General features: G+C 64.2%; 15 protein-coding genes and 1 riboswitch. Of the genes, 8 read left to right on the forward strand and 7 right to left on the reverse strand.

Going from position 1 to position 20,044, the window contains the following annotated elements:
* The first annotated feature begins 557 nt into the window (after positions 1–557).
* The 5 genes from recA to ACTEK7_RS31775 all read left to right on the forward strand — a co-directional run bounded on the left by recA (position 558) and on the right by ACTEK7_RS31775 (position 5,908).
* Positions 558–1,646: a recombinase RecA gene (gene recA, locus ACTEK7_RS31755; RefSeq protein WP_027577058.1), complete on the forward strand. Its 1,089-nt coding sequence runs from the start codon at positions 558–560 to the stop codon at positions 1,644–1,646.
* Between the two features lie 104 nt (positions 1,647–1,750).
* The gene (locus tag ACTEK7_RS31760) at positions 1,751–2,734 is read left to right on the forward strand and encodes a hypothetical protein (protein WP_036027870.1); all 984 of its coding nucleotides are present in this window, start codon (positions 1,751–1,753) and stop codon (positions 2,732–2,734) included.
* Between the two features lie 9 nt (positions 2,735–2,743).
* Entirely contained in the window at positions 2,744–3,742 is a 999-nt protein-coding gene (locus tag ACTEK7_RS31765; RefSeq protein ID WP_225147580.1) for a hypothetical protein, read from the forward strand.
* Between the two features lie 54 nt (positions 3,743–3,796).
* Complete coding sequence (locus ACTEK7_RS31770) at positions 3,797–4,771, forward strand: hypothetical protein (RefSeq protein ID WP_036027867.1); 975 nt, start codon at positions 3,797–3,799, stop codon at positions 4,769–4,771.
* A gap of 78 nt (positions 4,772–4,849) precedes the next feature.
* Positions 4,850–5,908, forward strand: a complete 1,059-nt coding sequence (locus ACTEK7_RS31775; RefSeq protein ID WP_345944097.1) for a hypothetical protein — start codon at positions 4,850–4,852, stop codon at positions 5,906–5,908.
* Between the two features lie 118 nt (positions 5,909–6,026).
* Here the strand turns inward: ACTEK7_RS31775 and gcvP are convergent, their stop codons facing one another.
* The 3 genes from gcvP to gcvT all read right to left on the reverse strand — a co-directional run bounded on the left by gcvP (position 6,027) and on the right by gcvT (position 10,581).
* On the reverse strand, positions 6,027–8,894 hold the full coding sequence (gene gcvP, locus ACTEK7_RS31780; RefSeq protein WP_225132793.1) for an aminomethyl-transferring glycine dehydrogenase: 2,868 nt from the start codon (positions 8,892–8,894) through the stop codon (positions 6,027–6,029).
* 163 nt (positions 8,895–9,057) lie between these two features.
* Positions 9,058–9,426: a glycine cleavage system protein GcvH gene (gene gcvH / locus ACTEK7_RS31785; protein ID WP_109143207.1), complete on the reverse strand. Its 369-nt coding sequence runs from the start codon at positions 9,424–9,426 to the stop codon at positions 9,058–9,060.
* 9 nt (positions 9,427–9,435) lie between these two features.
* Positions 9,436–10,581 carry a glycine cleavage system aminomethyltransferase GcvT gene (gcvT, locus tag ACTEK7_RS31790; RefSeq protein ID WP_225132745.1) on the reverse strand — a complete coding sequence of 382 codons (1,146 nt, stop codon included), beginning with the start codon at positions 10,579–10,581 and terminating at the stop codon, positions 9,436–9,438.
* Positions 10,582–10,727: 146 nt separating this feature from the next.
* Positions 10,728–10,818: riboswitch (glycine riboswitch) on the reverse strand.
* A 234-nt stretch (positions 10,819–11,052) separates the two neighbouring features.
* Here gcvT and alaS point away from each other — a divergent pair.
* Positions 11,053–13,734 (forward strand): alanine--tRNA ligase, encoded by a 2,682-nt coding sequence (gene alaS / locus ACTEK7_RS31795; RefSeq protein WP_225124731.1) that lies wholly within the window; start codon positions 11,053–11,055, stop codon positions 13,732–13,734.
* Between the two features lie 87 nt (positions 13,735–13,821).
* On the opposite strand, the gene ACTEK7_RS31800 is transcribed toward alaS, so the two are convergent.
* Both ACTEK7_RS31800 and ACTEK7_RS31805 read right to left on the reverse strand, forming a co-directional pair.
* Positions 13,822–14,325 (reverse strand): DUF3455 domain-containing protein, encoded by a 504-nt coding sequence (locus ACTEK7_RS31800; RefSeq protein WP_225147579.1) that lies wholly within the window; start codon positions 14,323–14,325, stop codon positions 13,822–13,824.
* A gap of 93 nt (positions 14,326–14,418) precedes the next feature.
* Positions 14,419–15,633, reverse strand: coding sequence for an NADP-dependent isocitrate dehydrogenase (locus tag ACTEK7_RS31805; RefSeq protein WP_225114235.1), 1,215 nt, complete (start codon positions 15,631–15,633; stop codon positions 14,419–14,421).
* A gap of 336 nt (positions 15,634–15,969) precedes the next feature.
* Between ACTEK7_RS31805 and ACTEK7_RS31810 the strand changes: the two genes are divergently transcribed.
* Entirely contained in the window at positions 15,970–17,163 is a 1,194-nt protein-coding gene (locus ACTEK7_RS31810; protein ID WP_225147578.1) for a TrmJ/YjtD family RNA methyltransferase, read from the forward strand.
* Positions 17,164–17,167: 4 nt separating this feature from the next.
* On the opposite strand, the gene ACTEK7_RS31815 is transcribed toward ACTEK7_RS31810, so the two are convergent.
* Positions 17,168–18,367 carry an MFS transporter gene (locus tag ACTEK7_RS31815; protein ID WP_225147577.1) on the reverse strand — a complete coding sequence of 400 codons (1,200 nt, stop codon included), beginning with the start codon at positions 18,365–18,367 and terminating at the stop codon, positions 17,168–17,170.
* A complete protein-coding gene (wrbA, locus tag ACTEK7_RS31820; RefSeq protein ID WP_225147576.1) occupies positions 18,367–18,993 on the reverse strand; it encodes an NAD(P)H:quinone oxidoreductase in 627 nt (208 codons plus the stop codon). The genes ACTEK7_RS31815 and wrbA overlap by 1 nt, the downstream gene beginning before the upstream one ends.
* A gap of 102 nt (positions 18,994–19,095) precedes the next feature.
* On the opposite strand from wrbA, the gene ACTEK7_RS31825 reads away from it, so the two are divergent.
* The gene (locus ACTEK7_RS31825) at positions 19,096–20,004 is read left to right on the forward strand and encodes a LysR family transcriptional regulator (protein ID WP_225139755.1); all 909 of its coding nucleotides are present in this window, start codon (positions 19,096–19,098) and stop codon (positions 20,002–20,004) included.
* Positions 20,005–20,044: the final 40 nt, after the last annotated feature.

The raw sequence follows: 20,044 nt of genomic DNA on the forward strand, positions 1-20,044 counted from the left end.
AAGAGGCCGCCAGACGAGGCGGCCTCCGGTCATCCCAGGAACTTGCCACCAGGGCACCGAATGAGGTTGCGGTGACGGCGAGGAAGGCCACGAAATACCATAGGCGATGCATGCCGCGGCAACGCGGACGCGCAGCCATGGTTCATGAAGCTGTTTCGAACAGCTCTGTGGTCTTCTGGTCCAGTCGGCAAGACAAAAACCCTTGGGGCTGTCCTAATTAGGACACCCGCAGAGACAGATTAGAACAGTTAGAGAATTCTCCCCTTGAAGCGGATTGGCTGGGCCATTTTGATTTCCATCGCATCGGGTTTGGCTTTCGTCTTGTTGACGAAGCCGAATTGTTTCCGCGGTACCGAGCGCCTGACGCTAACCGGCTGGGAATGTGTTCAGGACAGGCCGCCGCTTTGACACTGCTGAGGGAAATTAGGGCAAAGGGGAAAACCCGCAAAAGAACATATTGCGAACTGAGAACAAATGGGGTACATTGCTTTTATCGCCGAGCTGCCTCGCAACCGTTTGTCCCTCACGCGAATCCTCGCCATAAGGAGCACGACCCAATGTCCGCAACTGCCCTGCGTATCGTCGAAGGATCTTCCATGGACAAGAGTAAAGCTCTGGCCGCCGCGCTCTCCCAGATCGAGCGGCAGTTCGGCAAGGGCTCGGTGATGAAGCTCGGCAAGAACGACCGCTCCATGGACATCGAGGCGGTGTCCTCCGGGTCGCTCGGGCTCGATATCGCGCTCGGCATCGGCGGCCTGCCCAAGGGACGCATCGTCGAGATCTACGGGCCGGAATCCTCGGGCAAGACCACGCTGGCGCTGCATACGGTGGCGGAAGCGCAGAAGAAGGGCGGCATCTGCGCCTTCATCGACGCCGAGCACGCGCTCGATCCGGTCTATGCCCGCAAGCTCGGCGTCAACATCGACGAGCTCCTGATCTCGCAGCCCGACACCGGCGAGCAGGCGCTGGAGATTTGCGACACCCTGGTGCGCTCGGGCGCCGTCGACGTTCTCGTGGTCGATTCGGTGGCGGCGCTGGTGCCGAAGGCCGAGCTCGAAGGCGAGATGGGCGATGCGCTGCCGGGACTTCAAGCGCGGTTGATGAGCCAGGCGCTGCGCAAGCTGACGGCCTCCATCAACAAGTCCAACACCATGGTGATCTTCATCAACCAGATCCGCATGAAGATCGGTGTGATGTACGGCTCGCCGGAAACCACCACCGGCGGCAATGCGCTGAAATTCTACGCCTCCGTCCGCCTCGACATCCGCCGCATCGGCGCGATCAAGGAGCGCGACGAGGTGGTCGGCAACACCACGCGCGTCAAGGTGGTCAAGAACAAGCTGGCCCCGCCCTTCAAGCAGGTCGAGTTCGACATCATGTACGGCGAGGGCGTCTCCAAGATGGGCGAGATCCTCGATCTCGGCGTCAAGGCCGGTATCGTCGAGAAGTCCGGCGCCTGGTTCTCCTATGACAGCCAGCGCCTCGGCCAGGGCCGCGAGAACGCCAAAGCGTTCCTCAAGGGCAACCCCGACATCACCGCCAAGATCGAGACCGCGATCCGCCAGAATTCCGGTTTGATCGCCGAGCAGATTCTGGCCGGCACGCCGGAGCGCGACGCCGACGGCGAGGAGCCGGCGGACGAGTAAGACCTAACGCGAAAATTTTTCGCGAGGAGCGGGCACTGAGGACGTTGAGTTGCCGACGTCTTCGGTGCCCGTTTCGTTTTGCGTCGCGTTGATCAGGTGGTGCGATGAAGCGGCTGATCTTGACTGGCTGGGGCGGCGGGAGTGATCTCGGTCGATCGGGGTTGGCCGAGATCGTCATACCTTTCCATTTTCAATTTGAGTGGGGGCCGCTCCCGCCGGCGGAAAAGCTCTCAGCTTATTTGGCTGCCCAAACCGCAGAGCTAGGCCATGCCGAACATTGGTCGGATTGGGTCCGCTGGTCCCGCGGCGCCAAGGGCCGCAAATTGTCGCTGGCCGAATTTTGCGAGCCGTATGACGAGATCGAACTCTGGTTCGGAGCGACTCCGCGCGACCAATTGCAACTGGTCTGGTTGCTCGATCACCTCAGCAGCTATCCTGCGCTAGCGCAGAAGCTCGGGCTGCGATTGCTGGACTCCGATCTGTTTTTCAGTCCCGATTATGATTTCGCCAAGGGCGAGCCCCATATTCCTGTTATGGACGTTGCTGCGGAGGAGTTCGAGACTGCCAAGTTGGCGTGGTCGGCCTATCGCGCGCGGACGCCTGAGGCTTGCATGGATTTGCTTCACCGCGATCTGAGTGCCTTGCTGATGCTGCGGCCGGTTTTGCTCGATCTGCTGGCGGAACTGCCGTCACCCAGGACCGGGCTTGGTGCGACCGAGACGCGATTGCTTGAGATGCTTGCCAGAGGGTTTGCCAACACGAACGGGTTGTTTCACCTGCGCTCGCAGCGGCGTACCTATGTGTTCGGAGAATTTGAGTTGGGCTCGTTGCTTGAGGGGCTAGCGCTCGGCCCGAGGCCGGCCGTGGCCGGCTTGGGCGACGAACTGCGCACGATCGACCCTAAGAATTTGAGGGCTCGGCATGAAGTCTATCTGCGCAGCCGCCTTTCGCTGACCGAGTTCGGGAAGGCTGTCCTGGCGGGCCATGACGACTTCAGCCGTTACAATCCGATCGATCGTTGGTGGGGTGGCACGCATCTGACCAACGATCGGCTGTGGCGCTCCGGCCCTGTCCTGACGATGCCCTGAGAGGCTGACGTGACGCGGCTCATTGTGACAACAGATTCGTCCGCCGCCGGCGCGATACAGCGGGCCGGCCTTGCCGACCTCGTCCTTGCGATCGAGCGTCGCTTGGTCTGGGGACCGCCGCCCACGCAAACGGAATGCCAGGCATTCTTCTCCCCGCGCGTGGCTCAGCCGAACGGCCTGCACTGGCTCGACGACACGCCGGTTTGGCGCCTGGAAAGGTCTGGGGTGAAGGGGCGCGGACTGATTGATCTGTTGTCCGAATGTGGCTCGGCCGAACTATGGATGGGGCCAGAGCCGAACGCACAATTACTTCTGCTCTGGCTACTCGACCATTGCGGCATCGAGGAAGCGGCATTGTCCAAGCTCGCGATACGTCACCTGGACCTTGCCGTAGGCGATGTCGCGCCAACGCAACTGGCGAAGCTGAACCCACCGATTGTCAAGCTCACGAAAGATCACCTTGAACTGGCTGGTCGCGCCTGGCGAGCTTACCGTGCGCCGACGCCGCAGGCCTGGTTCGATCTCCTCGAAACGGATTTGCGCCTGCTTCCGCAGCTCGAGCGTTGCGTCGTTGATCTGCTCGAAGAGCTTCCCAACGTGACCAGCGGCCTTGGGGCCACGGAAACGCGGATTCTGGAATTGATCGCGCCGGGCGAGGTGCAGTCCTTTGATGTGTTCCCGGGATATCAGAAGCCCAACGAGCGTCGCGTCTTCGATTACTGGGAAGTTGGCGCCCTGCTTGATGGACTAGCACGATGCGAGAGGGCAGCGGTCGCTGGACTGGACGAAGGCCCGTTTTCCCTGGAGATGCACGACGATTCGAGCCGCCTCCAGCGGTACAAGCAATCCCGCTTGTCGCTCACCGCGTTCGGCAAAGCGGTGCTTGGCGGCGATGAAAACTTTTGCCGCCATAACCGAATCGATCGCTGGTGGGGCGGCATCCATCTGACCAACGACCGGCTGTGGCAGTGGGACCCCGAGGCCCTCTCACTCATCGCGCCTGATTAGTGCGTAACTCTTCGCTCAGAGTGTTCTTGTATTGTATCATTTCGAGAGGCAATCGTGTCACATTTGATCCTGGCAACGAACGATCGTGCGGAGGACACACTTCGCCAGTCCGGCGTTGCGAACGTCGCGCTCGGGTTCTATCCGCGGTTCGTCTTGGGGGAACTGCCTTCCGACGAGCAACTCTTGAGGGGGCTGGAGCGCCGATCGGAAAAGCACCGCAATCCCGGCGATCATTGGCTCGATGACGTTTGTCGCGGTGCACTCGACGGCTTCGGCACGCGCGATATTGGTTTGTTCGAGCTGTGCGAGAAGTTCGACTCAATTGAAATATGGGTGGATGCTCGGCCCAATGATCAACTTGTGCTCGTCTGGCTGCTGGACCTGATTCGTCCTCACAGGGAGATCACGAGCAAGCTGAGCCTGGTGCATGCGGACGATACTATTGCCAACAATACCCCGGAGTCTGTCGCAAAATGGAAGCTGCCGGCCTTCAAGGTGACCGAGAACCATTTGGTGACGGCAAGCCGCGCCTGGCGGGCCTATCGGGCTGAAACGCCAGAATCCTGTTTCGATCTGCTCATGACGGATCTGATGCTCCTGCCGAGACTTCGATCGGCGCTAATCGCGGTGCTCGAAGAGCTTCCGGACAGCGTGACGGGACTCGGTGCAACTGAAATGGATCTGCTGGATTCTGTGAACGACGGGCAAACCGACCCAAGGCTCGTCCAACACGCGAGATGGCTTCGCGATGTATTCGGCGAAAACGACGCGCGTGACGCTTTGCTCGAGCTGGGGGCGTATTCGGCGCCGTCGCTCTTATTGGGCGATCCGGCGTTCGACAATGAGGATCGTTACTTCGGCAGGAGTGAGTGGAGGCTCACGCTGACTGAACTCGGGCGTTCACTTCTCGCCCGCGAAGACGATATGTGGCGGCACAATGCCATTAAACGATGGTGGGGTGGGACCGAGTTGACCAACGAACGGCTGTGGCGGTGGGATCGCGAAAGCCGATTGCTGGTTGCGCCCTAGGTCAGCTTCGTAGGATGGACTAGTCTTACTGAGTCACTCGGCCGCGCCGCGAGAAGTGTTATCGGTCCGGCAGCGCGGATGAGGCCACTGCTTGACTATTGTACCGGCCTGATGCTGCCGGTGAACAAGGGCGCGTCGACGATGAAGCGTGTGATTCTGACTAGTTCGTCCGGCGTTGGTCTCACCTATGCCGGTCGTGCTGACATGGTCGTCCCGTTGATCTTTCGGTTCGTTTGGGGGCCGTTGCCTACGTCGCACCACCTCGAGGACTATCTTACGGGAGGCTATTACAGGGGCGATCCGGAGGTGCGGTGGTCCGATCTTGTTGGCCGGTTGCCTCAGACCGGTCTCGCGCACAAGGAGACTGGCCTGGTTTGGTTTTGCGAGACCTATGGCGTCGAGTTCATCGAGCTGTGGTTCGACCCTGAGCCTAACAGTCAATTGCAACTCATCTGGATCCTGGACTATTTGCGGTCCCATCCATCGATCACCCATTGTCTTAGACTGCGACGGGTCAATTTCGATCTGCGCGAAGCGGACGGCCCGCAACTTCGCGATCGTACGGTGCGGGAATCGGAGATCGCAGAGTGCGACTTCGAGATAGCCAACATGGCCTGGGAGGCGTATCGGGCGCCGACGCCTGAACTCTGCTTCGGGTTGCTGACAAGGGATTTACCAAGGCTACCTTTCCTGAAGCCGGCTCTGGAAGCGTTGCTAGCTGAACTGCCGTCACCAATCACCGGATTGGGCGCGACGGAGGCGCGGCTTATCGAGCTGATTGCAAGGGGGCACAACCGTACAAAAGAACTGTTTCAGCCGGGCGGGCTGCTCGAAACGCGCGTGTTCGACCAGTGGGAGCTGGGTCCGTTGCTCGAAGGGCTTGCGTCGGGCCCGATGCCGGCGGTCGCAGGTCTCGATCCGAAACTCGCGACGCTCGCCCCGCACGATGCGCGAGGTCGCAACGCCGCCTATCGTCGGAGCCGGTTGTCGCTGACCGAATTTGGCAAAGCGGTTCTGGAAGGCCGCGAAGATTTCCGTCGCCACAATCCGATTCGACGTTGGTGGGGCGGCACGCTGCTCACCAATGAACGGCTGTGGCGGTGGGATCGCGAAAGCCGGTTGCTGATTGCGCCTTAGCGGCGCGTTCGGCGCCGTAGGGTGGATTAGCCGAAGGCGCAATCCACCACTGTTTAGGTGGGTTACGCGTCGCGGACTGCGCTTTGCGCAGCCGCGAGGCTAACCCACCCTACAAAGCTTACTCCGCGGCTTCTGCGTAATCGCTCACCGGCGGGCAGGAGCACACCAGGTTGCGGTCGCCATAGACGTTGTCGACGCGGCCGACGGGGCACCAATATTTGTCGGTGCGCGAGACGCCGTCGGGGAAACACCCCTCGCTGCGGGTGTAGGCGCGCTTCCAATCGTCGTCGGCGATGTCGTGCACGGTGTGCGGGGCGTGGCGCAAGGGCGAGGCTGCGATCTCAAAGCGGCCGGCCTCGACCTCGGCGATCTCCTTCCGGATCGCGATCATGGCGTCGCAAAAACGATCCAGCTCGGCCTTGGATTCCGATTCGGTCGGCTCGATCATCAGTGTGCCCGGGACCGGGAAGCTCATGGTCGGGGCGTGGAAGCCGTAGTCGATCAGGCGCTTTGCGATGTCGTCGACGGTGACGCCGCTCGTCGTTTTCAGCGGACGGGGATCGACGATGCACTCATGCGCGACGCGGCCCTTCGCGTTCTTGTAGAGCACCGGGAAGTGCGGATCGAGGCGCGCTGCGATGTAATTGGCGTTGAGGATCGCGATCTCGGTGGCGCGCTTCAGGCCCTCGCCGCCCATCATCAGGATGTAGATGTAGGAGATGGTGAGGATCGAGGCCGAGCCGAACGGCGCGGCCGAGACCGGACCGACCGGCGCGTCTGCCTTCGTCGCGGGGTGGCCAGGGAGGAACGGCGCGAGATGCGCCTTGACGCCGATCGGGCCCATGCCGGGGCCGCCGCCGCCATGCGGGATGCAGAAGGTCTTGTGCAGGTTGAGATGGCTGACATCGGCGCCGTAGTCGCCGGGCCTGGAAAGGCCGACCTGCGCATTGAGATTGGCTCCGTCGAGATACACCTGGCCGCCATGGCCGTGCACGATGTCGCAGATCTCGCTTATATGCTCCTCGAACACGCCGTGCGTCGAGGGATAGGTGATCATGACCGCGGCGAGATCGTTTGCATGCTTCTCCGCCTTGGCGCGGAGATCATTGACGTCGACGTCGCCGTTCTTCTCGCAAGACACCACCACCACGTCCATGCCGACCATCGCGGCCGAGGCCGGATTGGTGCCGTGGGCGGAGGAGGGGATCAGGCAGATCTTGCGATGGCCCTGTCCGCGCGCGGCATGATAGCCGCGGATCGCGAGCAGCCCGGCATATTCGCCCTGCGCGCCCGAGTTCGGCTGCAGCGAGATCGCGTCATAGCCGGTGATGTCGCAGAGCCATTTCTCCAGGCGTGCGAACAGCGCGTGATAGCCGGCCGCCTGCTCGCGCGGGGCGAACGGATGCAGCGAGCCGAATTCCGGCCAGGTCAACGGCATCATCTCGGTGGTCGCGTTCAGCTTCATGGTGCAGGATCCCAGCGGGATCATGGCGCGGTCAAGCGCGAGGTCGCGGTCACTGAGCTTGCGCATGTAGCGCAGCATCTCGGTCTCCGAGCGGTGCGCATGGAACACCGGATGGGTCAGGAATGCGGTGGCGCGCTTCAACGCGTCCGGCAGCGCCTCGCGCGTCTCGGCGTCGATCTCGGCATAGGCAAGCTTGCCGCCGAAGGCGCGCCAGACTGCTTCAATCGTCGCAGGCGTCGTGGTCTCGTCGAGCGCGATGCGAAGAGCCGTATCGCTGACGCCGAGATTGATCTTCTCGCTTGCTGCCCGCGCGACGATCTCGGCGCGCTTGCCGCCGGCATCGACGCTCAGCGTGTCGAAGAAGCTGTCCGATTGCGGCGCGAAGCCGAGCTTGCGCAGGCCGGTCGCGAGCACGGCGGTGCGGCGGTGGACGTTGCGCGCGATCTGCGTGAGGCCCTCGGGGCCGTGATAGACCGCGTACATCGAGGCGATCACGGCGAGCAGCACCTGCGCGGTGCAGATGTTGGATGTCGCCTTCTCGCGGCGGATGTGCTGCTCGCGGGTCTGCAGCGCGAGCCGATAGGCCGGCGCACCGCGGGAATCGACGGAGAGGCCGACGATGCGGCCGGGCAGCGAACGCTTCAGCGCATCGCGCACCGCCATATAGGCGGCGTGCGGCCCGCCATAGCCCATCGGCACGCCGAAGCGCTGGGCCGAGCCGATGGCGATGTCGGCCCCGAGCTCGCCGGGCGAGGCGAGCAGCGTCAGCGCCAGGAGGTCGGCGGCTAGAATCGCGAGTGCGCCCTTGGCCTTCAGCGCGGCGATCGCGGGCCTGAGGTCGCGCAACGCGCCCGAAGAACCGGGGTATTGCAGCAGCGCACCGAGCACGTCCGATTTGTCGAGATCGGTGAGGGGATCGCCGACGACCAGAGTCCACCCCAGCGGCTCGGCGCGGGTGCGCATCACGGCCAGCGTCTGCGGATGCACGTCCTTGTCGACGAAGAAGGCCCTTGCCTTGACCTGCGAGTGGCGCTCGGCGAGCGCCATGGCTTCGGCCGCCGCGGTGGCTTCATCGAGCAGCGAGGCGTTGGCGACGTCGAGCCCGGTGAGGTCGCAGATCATGGTCTGGAAGTTGAGCAGCGCTTCCAGCCGGCCCTGGCTGATCTCCGGCTGGTAGGGCGTATAGGCCGTGTACCAGGCCGGGTTCTCCAGGATGTTGCGCTGGATCACCGCAGGCAGGATGGTGCCTGAATAGCCCTGGCCGATCAGCGAGGTGAAGACCTGGTTTTGACGCGCAAGCTCGGTCATGTGCGCGATCGCCTCGGTCTCGCTCAAGGGCTTGCCCAGATCGAGCGGGGCGGCCTGCCGGATCGAGGCCGGCAAGGTCTCCGCGATCAGCGCATCGACGCTCTTGGCGCCGACTGTCTCGAGCATGGCGGTGACATCGCGCGCCGATGGGCCGATGTGGCGGCGGACGAAGGAGGTGGCGGTGTCGCCGTTGGACTTGCGGTGCGCGGTCATCATTGGGTCCTCGCTTCAGATTTCGCTGTCAGTGTCATGCCCCGCGAAGGCGGGGCATCCAGTACTCTCCAGCAGCGCGGATTGAACCGAGGGGCCGCGGCGTACTGGATCACCCGCCTTCGCGGGTGATGACACTGAGCATGAGGTTAGACTTCGCTTCATCTCACGCCGTATGCGCCTTGTAGGCGGCTTCATCCATGAGGCCGCCGAGCTCGCTTCTGTCGGCAATCTTGATCTTGAAGAACCAGGCCTTGCCTTGCGCGTCCGAGTTCACCAGCGCCGGCTCGGATGCGAGCTCGGCGTTGGTCTCGAGCACTTCGCCAGAGATCGGCGCGTAGACGTCGGAGGCCGCCTTGACGGATTCGACGACCGCGGCGGCTTCGGCCTTCTTCAGCGCGCGGCCGACCTTGGGCAGCTCGACGAACACGACGTCGCCGAGCTGCTGCTGCGCGTAATCGGTGATGCCGACGGTGGCGACATCGCCGTCGATCGCCAGCCATTCGTGATCAGAGGTGTACAGCGTCGTGGTCATTTCGAATCCTCAGCGTTTGTAGGTGTTTTTCACGAAGGGCATGGCGGCGACCTGTAAGGGCAGTCGCTGGCCGCGCACCTCGGCGAAGAGCTTTGTGCCAAGCGCGCTCAGATTCGTGGGCACGTAGCCCATCGCAACCGGCGCATTCAGGCTCGGGCCGAAACCGCCCGAGGTGACTTGTCCGATCGGCTCGCCGCTCGCGTCATTCGCAAACAGCAGCGCGCCCTCGCGCACCGGCGCGCGGCCTTCGGCGCGCAAGCCGACGCGGCGGCGGGATGCGCCGCCATCGAAATGGGCGAGGATCTTCGCAGCGCCGGGAAAGCCGCCGGTGCGCGCACCGCCGCTGCGGCGGCTTTTCTGCACCGACCATTCCAGCGCGGCCTCGACCGGCGTGGTCGTGGTGTCGATGTCGTGGCCGTACAGGCAGAGCCCGGCTTCCAGCCGCAGACTGTCGCGGGCCCCGAGGCCAATCGGGAGCACGTCGGGATTTTCCAGCAGCATTTTTGCCAGGCGTTCGGCATCGCCTGATGGAACCGAGATCTCGAAGCCGTCCTCGCCGGTGTAGCCGGAGCGCGAGACGAAGCACTTGATGCCGGCGACCTCATGCGGGCCGGCATCCATGAATTTCATGGCCGGCGCGTCTGCACAGAATTTCGCCAGCGCCGCTTCCGCCTTCGGGCCCTGCAACGCGATCAGCGCGCGGTCGGCAAGCTGCTCGATCACGCAGGCGTCGGACAGGTTCGCGCGCAGATGCGCCTCGTCCTGGGCTTTGCAGGCGGCGTTGACGACCAGGAACAGGTGATCGCCGAAATTGGCGACCATCAGGTCGTCGAGAATGCCGCCGTCGTCATTGGTGAACTGGGCGTAGCGCTGCCGCCCTGCGGCGATCGCCACGATGTCCTGCGGCACCAGCCGCTCCAGCGCGCGGGCGGCGTCCTCCACATTGCCGGATTTCGGCCGGAGCGCGAGCTGGCCCATGTGGGAGACGTCGAACAGGCCCGCTTTGGTGCGGGTATGGAGGTGCTCTTTCAAGACGCCCGCGGGGTACTGCACGGGCATGTCATAGCCCGCGAACGGCACCATCTTGCCCCCTAGGGACACATGAAGGTCGTAGAGGGGGGTGCGTTTCAGGGAGTCTTGGTCGTGCGCTAGCATCTTGAGGGCCCTCGGCGGTTCCCCCGGGGAGGATTCCCCGATGGACACCAGTCGAAGCCCCATCTGTCGCTGTGCCTGAGAGTATTATCCCGTCGGCGGACGCTGTCCGGGCCTAGACCCGTCGGCGCCTCTTTCCAGATGCTGTCAAAGCCACGCGGTCCTTTTGCCTGAGAGTTTCCGGGGCGGTTGCTCCTTCGGCGCCGGCTACCAAGTGCCGGTCTCTCCCGACGTGGCCGTACGATACAGATGGGTAGAGACCACAGGGGAGCCAAGCCTGTCAACGCGTCCGCGCGCCCTATCCAACGGGATTGCAAGGGGATTGAGCGCCTGCGGCAACCCTCTGATCTCTCTGCACAGTTTCTGGACAGCGAAGCTGGCCTTGTCTAAAAGCGCTTTGGCCCGCAGATATCAGCCTTAACGGTCCGGTTTGGACCGCGAAAAGCGGGCCCAAGCATACCCGATTGGATGAACATGAGCGGCGTCAACGAGATCAGGTCGACCTTTCTGAACTTCTTTGCCGAGAACGGCCACGAGATCGTGCCGTCCTCGCCACTCGTGCCGCGCAACGACCCGACGTTGATGTTCACCAATGCCGGCATGGTGCAGTTCAAGAACGTCTTCACCGGCGTCGAGAAGCGGCCCTATCAGCGCGCCACCACCTCGCAGAAATGCGTGCGCGCCGGCGGCAAGCACAACGACCTCGACAATGTCGGCTACACCGCGCGCCATCTCACCTTCTTCGAGATGCTCGGCAATTTCTCGTTCGGCGATTACTTCAAGGAGCGCGCGATCGAGCTCGCCTGGAAGCTGATCACGAGCGAGTTCGGGCTGAAGAAGGACAAGCTGCTCGTCACCGTCTACCACACCGACGACGAGGCGGCCGGCCTGTGGAAGAAGATCGCCGGCTTCTCCGACGACCGCATCATCCGCATCCCGACCTCGGACAATTTCTGGGCGATGGGCGACACCGGGCCGTGCGGCCCGTGCTCGGAGATCTTCATCGACCGCGGCGAGCACATCTGGGGCGGTCCTCCGGGATCGCCGGAAGAGGACGGCGACCGCTTCCTCGAATTCTGGAATCTCGTGTTCATGCAATACGAGCAGGTGACGAAGGAGGAGCGCGTTAATCTGCCGCGTCCCTCGATCGACACCGGCATGGGCCTGGAGCGCATGGCCTGCATCCTCCAGGGCGTCGAGAGCGTGTTCGAGACCGACCTGTTCAAGAACCTGATCGACGCGACCTCGTCCGCGCTCGGCAGCGGACCGAACGAGCAGAACGTCGGCTCGTTCCGCGTCATCGCCGATCACTTGCGCTCGTCCGCCTTCCTGGTCTCCGACGGCGTGCTGCCCTCGAACGAGGGCCGCGGCTATGTGCTGCGCCGGATCATGCGCCGGGCGATGCGCCATGCCCAGCTCTTGGGTGCCAAGGAGCCTTTGATGCACCGCCTCGTCTGGGCGCTGGTGCGCGAGATGGGCCAGGCCTATCCGGAATTGATGCGCGCGGAAAAACTGATCGAGGAAACGCTGCGGCTGGAAGAGACCCGCTTCCGCAAGACTCTCTCGCGCGGCTTGGCCATCCTCGACGAGAAGAGCGCGTCCTTAAAGAAGGGCGACATGTTCGACGGCGACGTCGCCTTCACGCTCTACGACACCTACGGCTTCCCGCTCGACCTGACGCAGGACGCGCTGAAGTCGCGCGGCATCGGCGTCGACCAGGCGGCGTTCACTGACGCGATGGAGCGTCAGAAGGCCAAGGCGCGCGAGTCCTGGAAGGGCTCGGGTGAGGCGGCATCCGAGGCGATCTGGTTCCCGCTGCGCGAGAAGCTCGGCGCCACCGAATTCCTGGGTTACGAGACCGAGAGCGCCGAGGGCGTGGTCTCGGCGCTGGTCAAGGACGGCGCCGAGGTGACGAGCCTCAAGGCCGGCGAGACCGGCGCGATCGTGCTGAACCAGACGCCGTTCTATGCGGAGTCCGGCGGCCAGGTCGGCGACACCGGTGTGCTCTCGGGCGAGGGCGGCATCAAGGTTCGCGTCACCGATACGCAGAAGAAGCTCGGCGATCTCTTCGTCCATATCGGCACGGTCGAGAGTGGCGAAGTGAAGCTCGGCACGGCGCTGCAGCTCGAGGTGGATCACGCACGCCGCTCGACCATCCGCGCCCATCACTCGGCGACTCACATTATCCACGAGGCGCTGCGCCAGGTGCTCGGCGATCACATCGCCCAGCGCGGCTCGATGGTCGCGCCGGATCGGCTGCGCTTCGACTTCGTGCATCCGAAGCCGATCACGGCTGAGGAGCTCGCCCGGGTCGAGGACATCGCCAACGACGTGGTGTTGGAGAACGACGAGGTCACCACGCGCGTCATGGGCGTCGACGAGGCCCGCGAGGCTGGCGCGCGCGCGCTGTTCGGCGAGAAATATGGCGACGAGGTCCGCGTCGTCTCGATGGGCAGGACCGCGCGCGAGCGCGGCGCCAACGCGCTCGGCTGGTCGGTCGAGCTCTGCGGCGGCACCCATGTGAAGCGCACCGGCGATATCGGCCTGATCACGGTCACGAGCGAGAGCGCGGTCGCCTCCGGCGTGCGCCGGATCGAGGCGCTGACGGGCAACTACGCGCGAAAACATGCCAACGACACCATGGCGCTGGCGAAGATCGCGGCGAACGAGCTGCGCACCTCGCTCGACGACGTGCCGGCGCGCATCTCGGCGCTGATGGAGGAGCGCAAGAAGCTCGAGCGCGAACTCTCCGATGCCCGCAAGAAGCTGGCGATGGGCGGCGGCGCCGCAGCCGGCAACAACGGCGCAGCGTCGGGCGTGCGCGAGGCCGGCGGCGTCAAGCTGATGGCGCGTGCGGTCGAAGGCATCGAGATGAAGGATCTCAAGAGTCTCGCCGACGACGGCAAGAAGCAGATCGGCTCGGGCGTCGTCGCCATCGTCGGCGTCACCGGGGACGGCAAGGCCGGAATCGTGGTTGGCGTCACGCAGGACCTCACCGCGCGCTTCAACGCGGTCAATCTGGTCCGCATCGCCTCCGAGGCGCTCGGCGGCAAGGGCGGCGGCGGCCGGCCCGACATGGCCCAGGCCGGCGGCCCCGATGGCGCCAAGGCGTCCGAGGCCCTGAGCGCGATCGAAAAAGCGATGGCGGGCGCGTAAGGCGCGCGTCGCCAGGGTCGTCTCACCGGCTTCAATGGCATCGGCGTGGCACCTTGATCGCGCCGCGCGGTTCGGCCCGTAAAGCGATCAGCCCTTCTTCAGGAAGACGTAGTCGGCGGAGTAGGGCACGCTCCTGAATTCGCCGGCCTTGTCGCAGGCGCCGTCGAGCTTGCCGCCCTGGGTGTTGATGCGCTGGACCGTGGTGACAGGCGCAAGCACGCCGCTGCCGCGGTGAGTGGTGACGTCCAGCTTCAGCCAGGGGATGTCGGCTGCGGTCGCGCCCGGCGCATTGCCGACGGCTTTACCAGTCACGGCGCTGCCGTCGGCAAGCTCCCAGTTCGGGCCGGCATAATGGCGGCCGATGGTCTTGCTTTCGGACAGCAGCGTCGCGATCGGCTCGCGAAAAGCCCACGCGAGCTTGCCGTCGAGGCCAGCCTTGCACTCATAGACCTGCGCACCTTCGGCGTGGACGCTGAGCACGACGGTCTCGCCGGGGGCGGCGATCGCGTTGGGGAGTGGGTCGGCGGCGACAGCGAGCCCGGCCATTGCGGCGAGCAGGAGCAGGCAGGGGGTGGCAAGCTTGATGAACATGGCGGTCTCCGCGAATGCTCTCAAAAAAACGGGCCGCGCTGGTCGCGCGGCCCGTGATGATGTCTGGCTCCGTCGGGCGAAATTGCGGTCGACTTACGCCGCCAGCTCTTTCGTGAGGTTCTCGGCGACCTTGTCGAGGAAGCCGGTGGTCGAGAGCCAGCGCTGGTCGGCGCCGACCAGCAGCGCGAGGTCCTTGGTCATATAGCCGGCCTCGACGGTGTCGACGCAGACCTTCTCCAGCGTGGCCGCGAACTTGGCGAGCTCGGGGTTGTTGTCGAGCTTGGCGCGGTGCGACAGGCCTCTCGTCCAGGCGAAGATCGAGGCGATCGAGTTGGTCGAGGTCTCCTTGCCCTTCTGGTGCTCGCGGTAATGGCGGGTCACCGTGCCGTGGGCAGCTTCCGCCTCGACGGTCTTGCCGTCGGGGGTGAGCAGCACCGAGGTCATCAGGCCGAGCGAGCCGTAGCCCTGCGCGACCGTGTCGGACTGCACGTCGCCGTCGTAGTTCTTACAGGCCCAGACATAGCCGCCGGACCATTTCAGCGCCGAGGCCACCATGTCATCGATCAGGCGGTGCTCGTAGGTCAGGCCCTTGGCGTCGAACTCCTTCTTGAACTCGCGGTCGAAGATGTCCTGGAAGATGTCCTTGAAGCGCCCGTCATAGACCTTGAGGATCGTGTTCTTGGTCGACAGGTACACCGGGTAATTGCGCAGCAGGCCGTAATTGAAGGAGGCGCGGGCGAAGTCGATGATGGAATCGTCGAGATTGTACATCTCCATGGCGACGCCGGCGCCGGGCGCCTTGAACACTTCCTTCTCGATCACGGTGCCGTCCTCGCCGACGAACTTCAGCGAGAGGGTGCCCTTGCCGGGGAACTTGATGTCGGTGGCGCGGTACTGGTCGCCATAGGCGTGGCGGCCGATGATGATCGGCTTGGTCCAGCCGGGAACCAGGCGCGGCACGTTCTTGCAGATGATCGGCTCGCGGAAGATCACCCCGCCGAGAATGTTGCGGATGGTGCCGTTCGGCGACTTCCACATCTGCTTGAGATTGAACTCCTTCACCCGGGCTTCATCCGGGGTGATGGTGGCGCATTTGACGCCGACGCCGACCTTCTTGATCGCCTCGGCGGCGTCGATCGTCACCTGATCGTTGGTGTGGTCGCGGTATTCCATGCCCAGGTCGAAATAGAGCAGCTCGACATCGAGGAACGGGGTGATCAGCTTGTCCTTGATGTACTGCCAGATGATCCGGGTCATCTCGTCGCCATCGAGCTCGACGACGGGATTGGATACCTTGATTTTTGCCATGATCGGGGAAGCCTCTTGGGAACGGCGCTTTCGGCGCGCCACGGGAATATCCGCCGCCTCTTAGCACCTGATAGCAGCGGGCGAAAGCCAAGGGATTATGCACTTTTAGCTCATCCAGCTTGCGCAGGCGGGAAGCGGCCGGCCGGCCCTCGGCCCGGCCTTCGGGCCCGTTTCGGGCGAGATTCAAAGTCGAATCCAAGTCGTTATTTCCCTTGAGAATTTTGTCAGGACAGGCAAACGACAGACCGCGAGGCGGCCCGGTCGTGGGGGCCGCTTGAATCAATTCCTAAGGCGGCCTTGCCAAGGCCTTGAGACGAAGAGTGGAAGCGAAAGCAGATGTCGGGGACTGACAAGAGCAAAGCGGGCCTTTCCCTCGACGGTCCCATCGTGATCCTGGTCGAGCCGCAGCTCGGCGAGAATATCGGCATGGCCGCGCGCGCCATGGGCAACTTCGCCCTCGACCGGATGCGCATCGTCAATCCCCGGGACGGCTGGCCCAACATCGCGGCCCAGCGCGCCGCGGCCGGTGCGGACCATATCCTGGAGAAGGCGCAGCTGTTCGACACGGTCGAGCAGGCGGTTGCCGACCTCGACCTCCTGTTCGCCACCACCGCACGCCCCCACGACCAAGCCAAGCCCTTGGTCGGGCCGGAGGCCGCAGCGGCCGAGATCGCAGGTCACGTCGCGACCGGCGGCAGGGCCGGCATCCTGTTCGGCCGCGAGCGCTGGGGTCTGACCAACGAGGAGGTCGGGCTCTCCAACCGCATCATCACCTTTCCGGTCAATCCGGGCTTCGCCTCGCTCAACCTCGCTCAGGCCGTGCTGCTGGTCGGCTATGAATGGTTCAAGCGCGCCACCTCCGGCGAGCTGCCGCACGCCATGCCTGAAAGATCCGAGCGCGCCTCGCAGCACCAGATGCAGGCCTTCTTCGACAATCTCGTGCGCGAGCTCGACAAGGTCGAGTTCCTGCGCCCGGCCGAGAAGCGCGACACCATGCTGGTGAACCTGCGCAACATCTTCACCCGGATGGAGCCGACCAAGCAGGATATGCACACGCTGCACGGCGTGATCATGGCGATCGCCGAGGGGCGCAAGGGTCCGGCCAAGGGCGGCGTGCTCGATGGCGAGCAGGCCACGCGCCTGCGCGCGCTGCTGGCCGAGCACGGGCAGGGCGGCGGCGTGCCGGACAGCGGCTCGACCGTGCGCGGCCTTGCCCGCCTGCTCCGCCGCAACCCGACCGACGCCGAACGCCTGCTCTGGCAGGCGCTGACGCGTGATCGCCGCTTCGCAGGTGGGTTCAAGCGGCAGACTCCCGTGGGGCGCCACATCCCCGACTTCGTCTCATTTCCGCACCGGATCGCGATCGAGCTGGTGAACCCGGGCGAGGGGGAGGCGATTGCGGCCGATCGCGCGGGACGGCGGACTTGGCTCGAGGCGCGCGACTATCGGGTGCTCGACATCCGGGCAGTGGATGTGGAGCGCGATCTCGAGGCGGAGCTGGTGCGGCTTGCCGGGATGTTGGGACAGTAGAATCTCAGCGGGCCGCGGCGTCATCGAAGCGAGCGGATGCGGTGACGATGGCGGCAAGCAGCGCGGCGATCAGGATGATGGCCAGTGCGGCCGTCCACCCATAGGCTTCAACGGCACTTCCGACCGCGACAGGCCCGGCCACCTGGCCGAGATTGCTGCCCTGCATCACCAGACCGGTGACAACAGGAATGAGTGCGGCGGATGGCGCGAGCAACGGGATCGATGAGATCAGGACGGCCGGCATCAGGCCACCAACCGCCGCGAACAGGATGCACAGCAGAAGCGTCGGCGTATCGCCGAATATCTGCAGGAAGATGCCAGGAGCTGAAAAGCCCATGGCCAGACAGGCCGCGAAGATCAGCACTGAACGCCGGGCACCGCGCGCGAGCAGGTAGCCGGCAGCGACATTCCCGATGATGTTGCTTGCGGTGGCGAGGGCACTGAGCATGCCGGCCGTGCCATGGGGGATGTTCATCCGTTCCATCAGCAGCACCGGGAGGAAGCTGAACAGCGCGAAGAACATCAGGCTGTAGAGGACAAAACATCCGGCCAGCAGAAGCGGGCCTTTGCTTGCCGCCACGTACACGGCATCGGACATCGTCCGTCGCCACGATGCCGGGGTGCGCTTCGGAGCGGCCGGAATACTCATCCACGCGGCCACGATGGCGATCGCTGCAGGACCGGCGCTGCCCCACCACAGTGCGCGCCAGTCGCTGAAGAACGTCCCGACGAGCATCGCGAGCGCAATGCCGGCCGGCATGAAGCAGCTCCACAGGGCAAGCGGAACGTCCTGTTGCCCGGACGGGACTGCTCTGTTCAGGATCGCCGGCCCCGCAACAATGATCAGAAGAAATCCTGCCCCTTCCAAAATGCGCGATGCGAGAAGCACCGCATAGTCGGTTGCGAGCGCGCCGATGATGGCGCCAAGGATGAGCAGCCCGAGGCCGAGAATGAGACTTCGCCGATCTCCGGCGCGGGCGACGAGGGAGCCGGCAGGGATACCGCCCAACAGGCCGAGAACAGCGATGATCCCGGTCAGCCAGCCGGCAGCGGCGAGGTCAAGGCCCAGATCCTTTTGCAGCATGGGCGTGGCGATCGCAGCCTTCCCCACCTGGATCGCGGCGACGGCGCCGGAGCCCACGACGATGCTCACCACATGCCAATGCCGATCTCGCAAGGACGAGGCAGGTGCTGCCGCCGCCATCAGGCCGCCTCCGTGAGCCGCCCAGCGGCCAGGGCGCGAGCGATCTCGGCGACATGGCGTCCCTGAAAGCGTGCCCCAGCCAGTTCGTTGGCGCTTGGACGACGATCCCCGCCGCTGCCGTCGTCGGCGAGGGTCGATGCGCCGTAGGGCGAGCATCCGGTGACCTCGTCCATGCGCATCTGTCCCTTGAATGTGTAGGGCAGCCCGACCACGATCATGCCGAGGTGCAGCAGCACGCTGTGCACGGACAGAATGGTGCTTTCCTGGCCGCCATGCTGGCTGCCCGTCGATGTGAAGACGCTGCCGACCTTGCCCACGAGCTTGTTCTCGAACCACAGGCCGCCGCACTGGTCGAGGAAGTTCTTCATCTGCGCGGCCATGTTCCCGAAACGCGTCGGGGTGCCAAGGATGATCGCGTCGTAGTCCGGCAATTCGGCCACGGCGGCGGTGTCGGCGCGTTGATCGACCTTGTATCCGGCCCTCTGCGCGACGTGGTCGGGAACAATTTCCGGCACGCGCTTGATGGCGACTTCGGCTTCGGCCTCCCGTGCACCCCGGGCCATCTCTTCAGCCATCGTCTCGATGTGACCGTAGGACGAGTAGTACAGCACCAGGACCTTCGTCATTTTGCTTCCTCGCTCTCAGGTGGGGGCTAGCAGCCAAAATAGGTCTGTGCTTGATCAGCGGTAGCGCGATAAGATCGATGAGTTCGATCGATTGGATAGATCATGCTGGATGTGCTGACGCTTGATCAGTTGCGAACATTCGTGACGGTGTCGGAAAGCGGGAGCTTTCGCTCGGCGGCCGCTCGGCTGTCCCGTGTTCAGTCCGCCATCAGCCATGCCATCGCCAATCTGGAGGCCGAGCTGGGTCTTGCGCTGTTCGATCGCACGGGTCATCGGCCCGTCCTGACGCCTGAGGGACAGTCACTGCTCGCGAACGCACGTGACATTCTTCTCAGAGTGGATGCGATGCGGGCGAGAGCCCGGGGCCTTGGCGAGGGAGTCGAGCTCGAGCTTTCCTTGACAATCGACACATTGTTTCCGATCGGCATGGTCGGTGCGGCATTGACGAAGATGCGCGCTGCCTATCCCTCGGTTTCGATCAGGCTTGCGGTCGAGCCGCTGGGTGGACCGATCGCCTCGCTGATCGACAAGCGCAGTTCGCTCGCGATCGTGGTCGGCGAGGATTTCCGCGACCCGCGGATCGCAGTCGAGGCGGTCTCGTCGGTCGAGCAGGTTGCCGTCGTTTCCGTTGAGCACCCATTGGCGAGGCGGCAATCGCGCAACAGGATCAGCCTTCAGGATCTGGCCGATCATCTGCAGATCGTTCTGTCCGATCCGACGCCGCTGACGGAAGGGCGCATGTTCGGTGTGCTTTCGCCCCAGACCTGCCGGGTCACCAATCAGGACACCAAGCATGCGATGATTCTCGCCGGTCTCGGCTGGGGCCGCCTGCCGTTCTGGCTGGTGGAGCGCGATCTGAGGGAAAGGCGCCTCGTGCGCCTTGCCACCACCGCCCTCGGACGGCGCAGCCAGGTTGCCGCAGAAGCCTATCTCGCGCACCGGCTGGACCAGCCGCTCGGACCAGCCGCGCTGGCTTTTCGCGAGGCCTTGTTGCAGATCGCCGAGGCGTAGGCGGACACGGCTCGAGGCGCGTCGCGTGCTCGACATTAGG

The sequence above is a fragment of the Bradyrhizobium sp. JHI2711 genome (assembly GCF_056156565.1).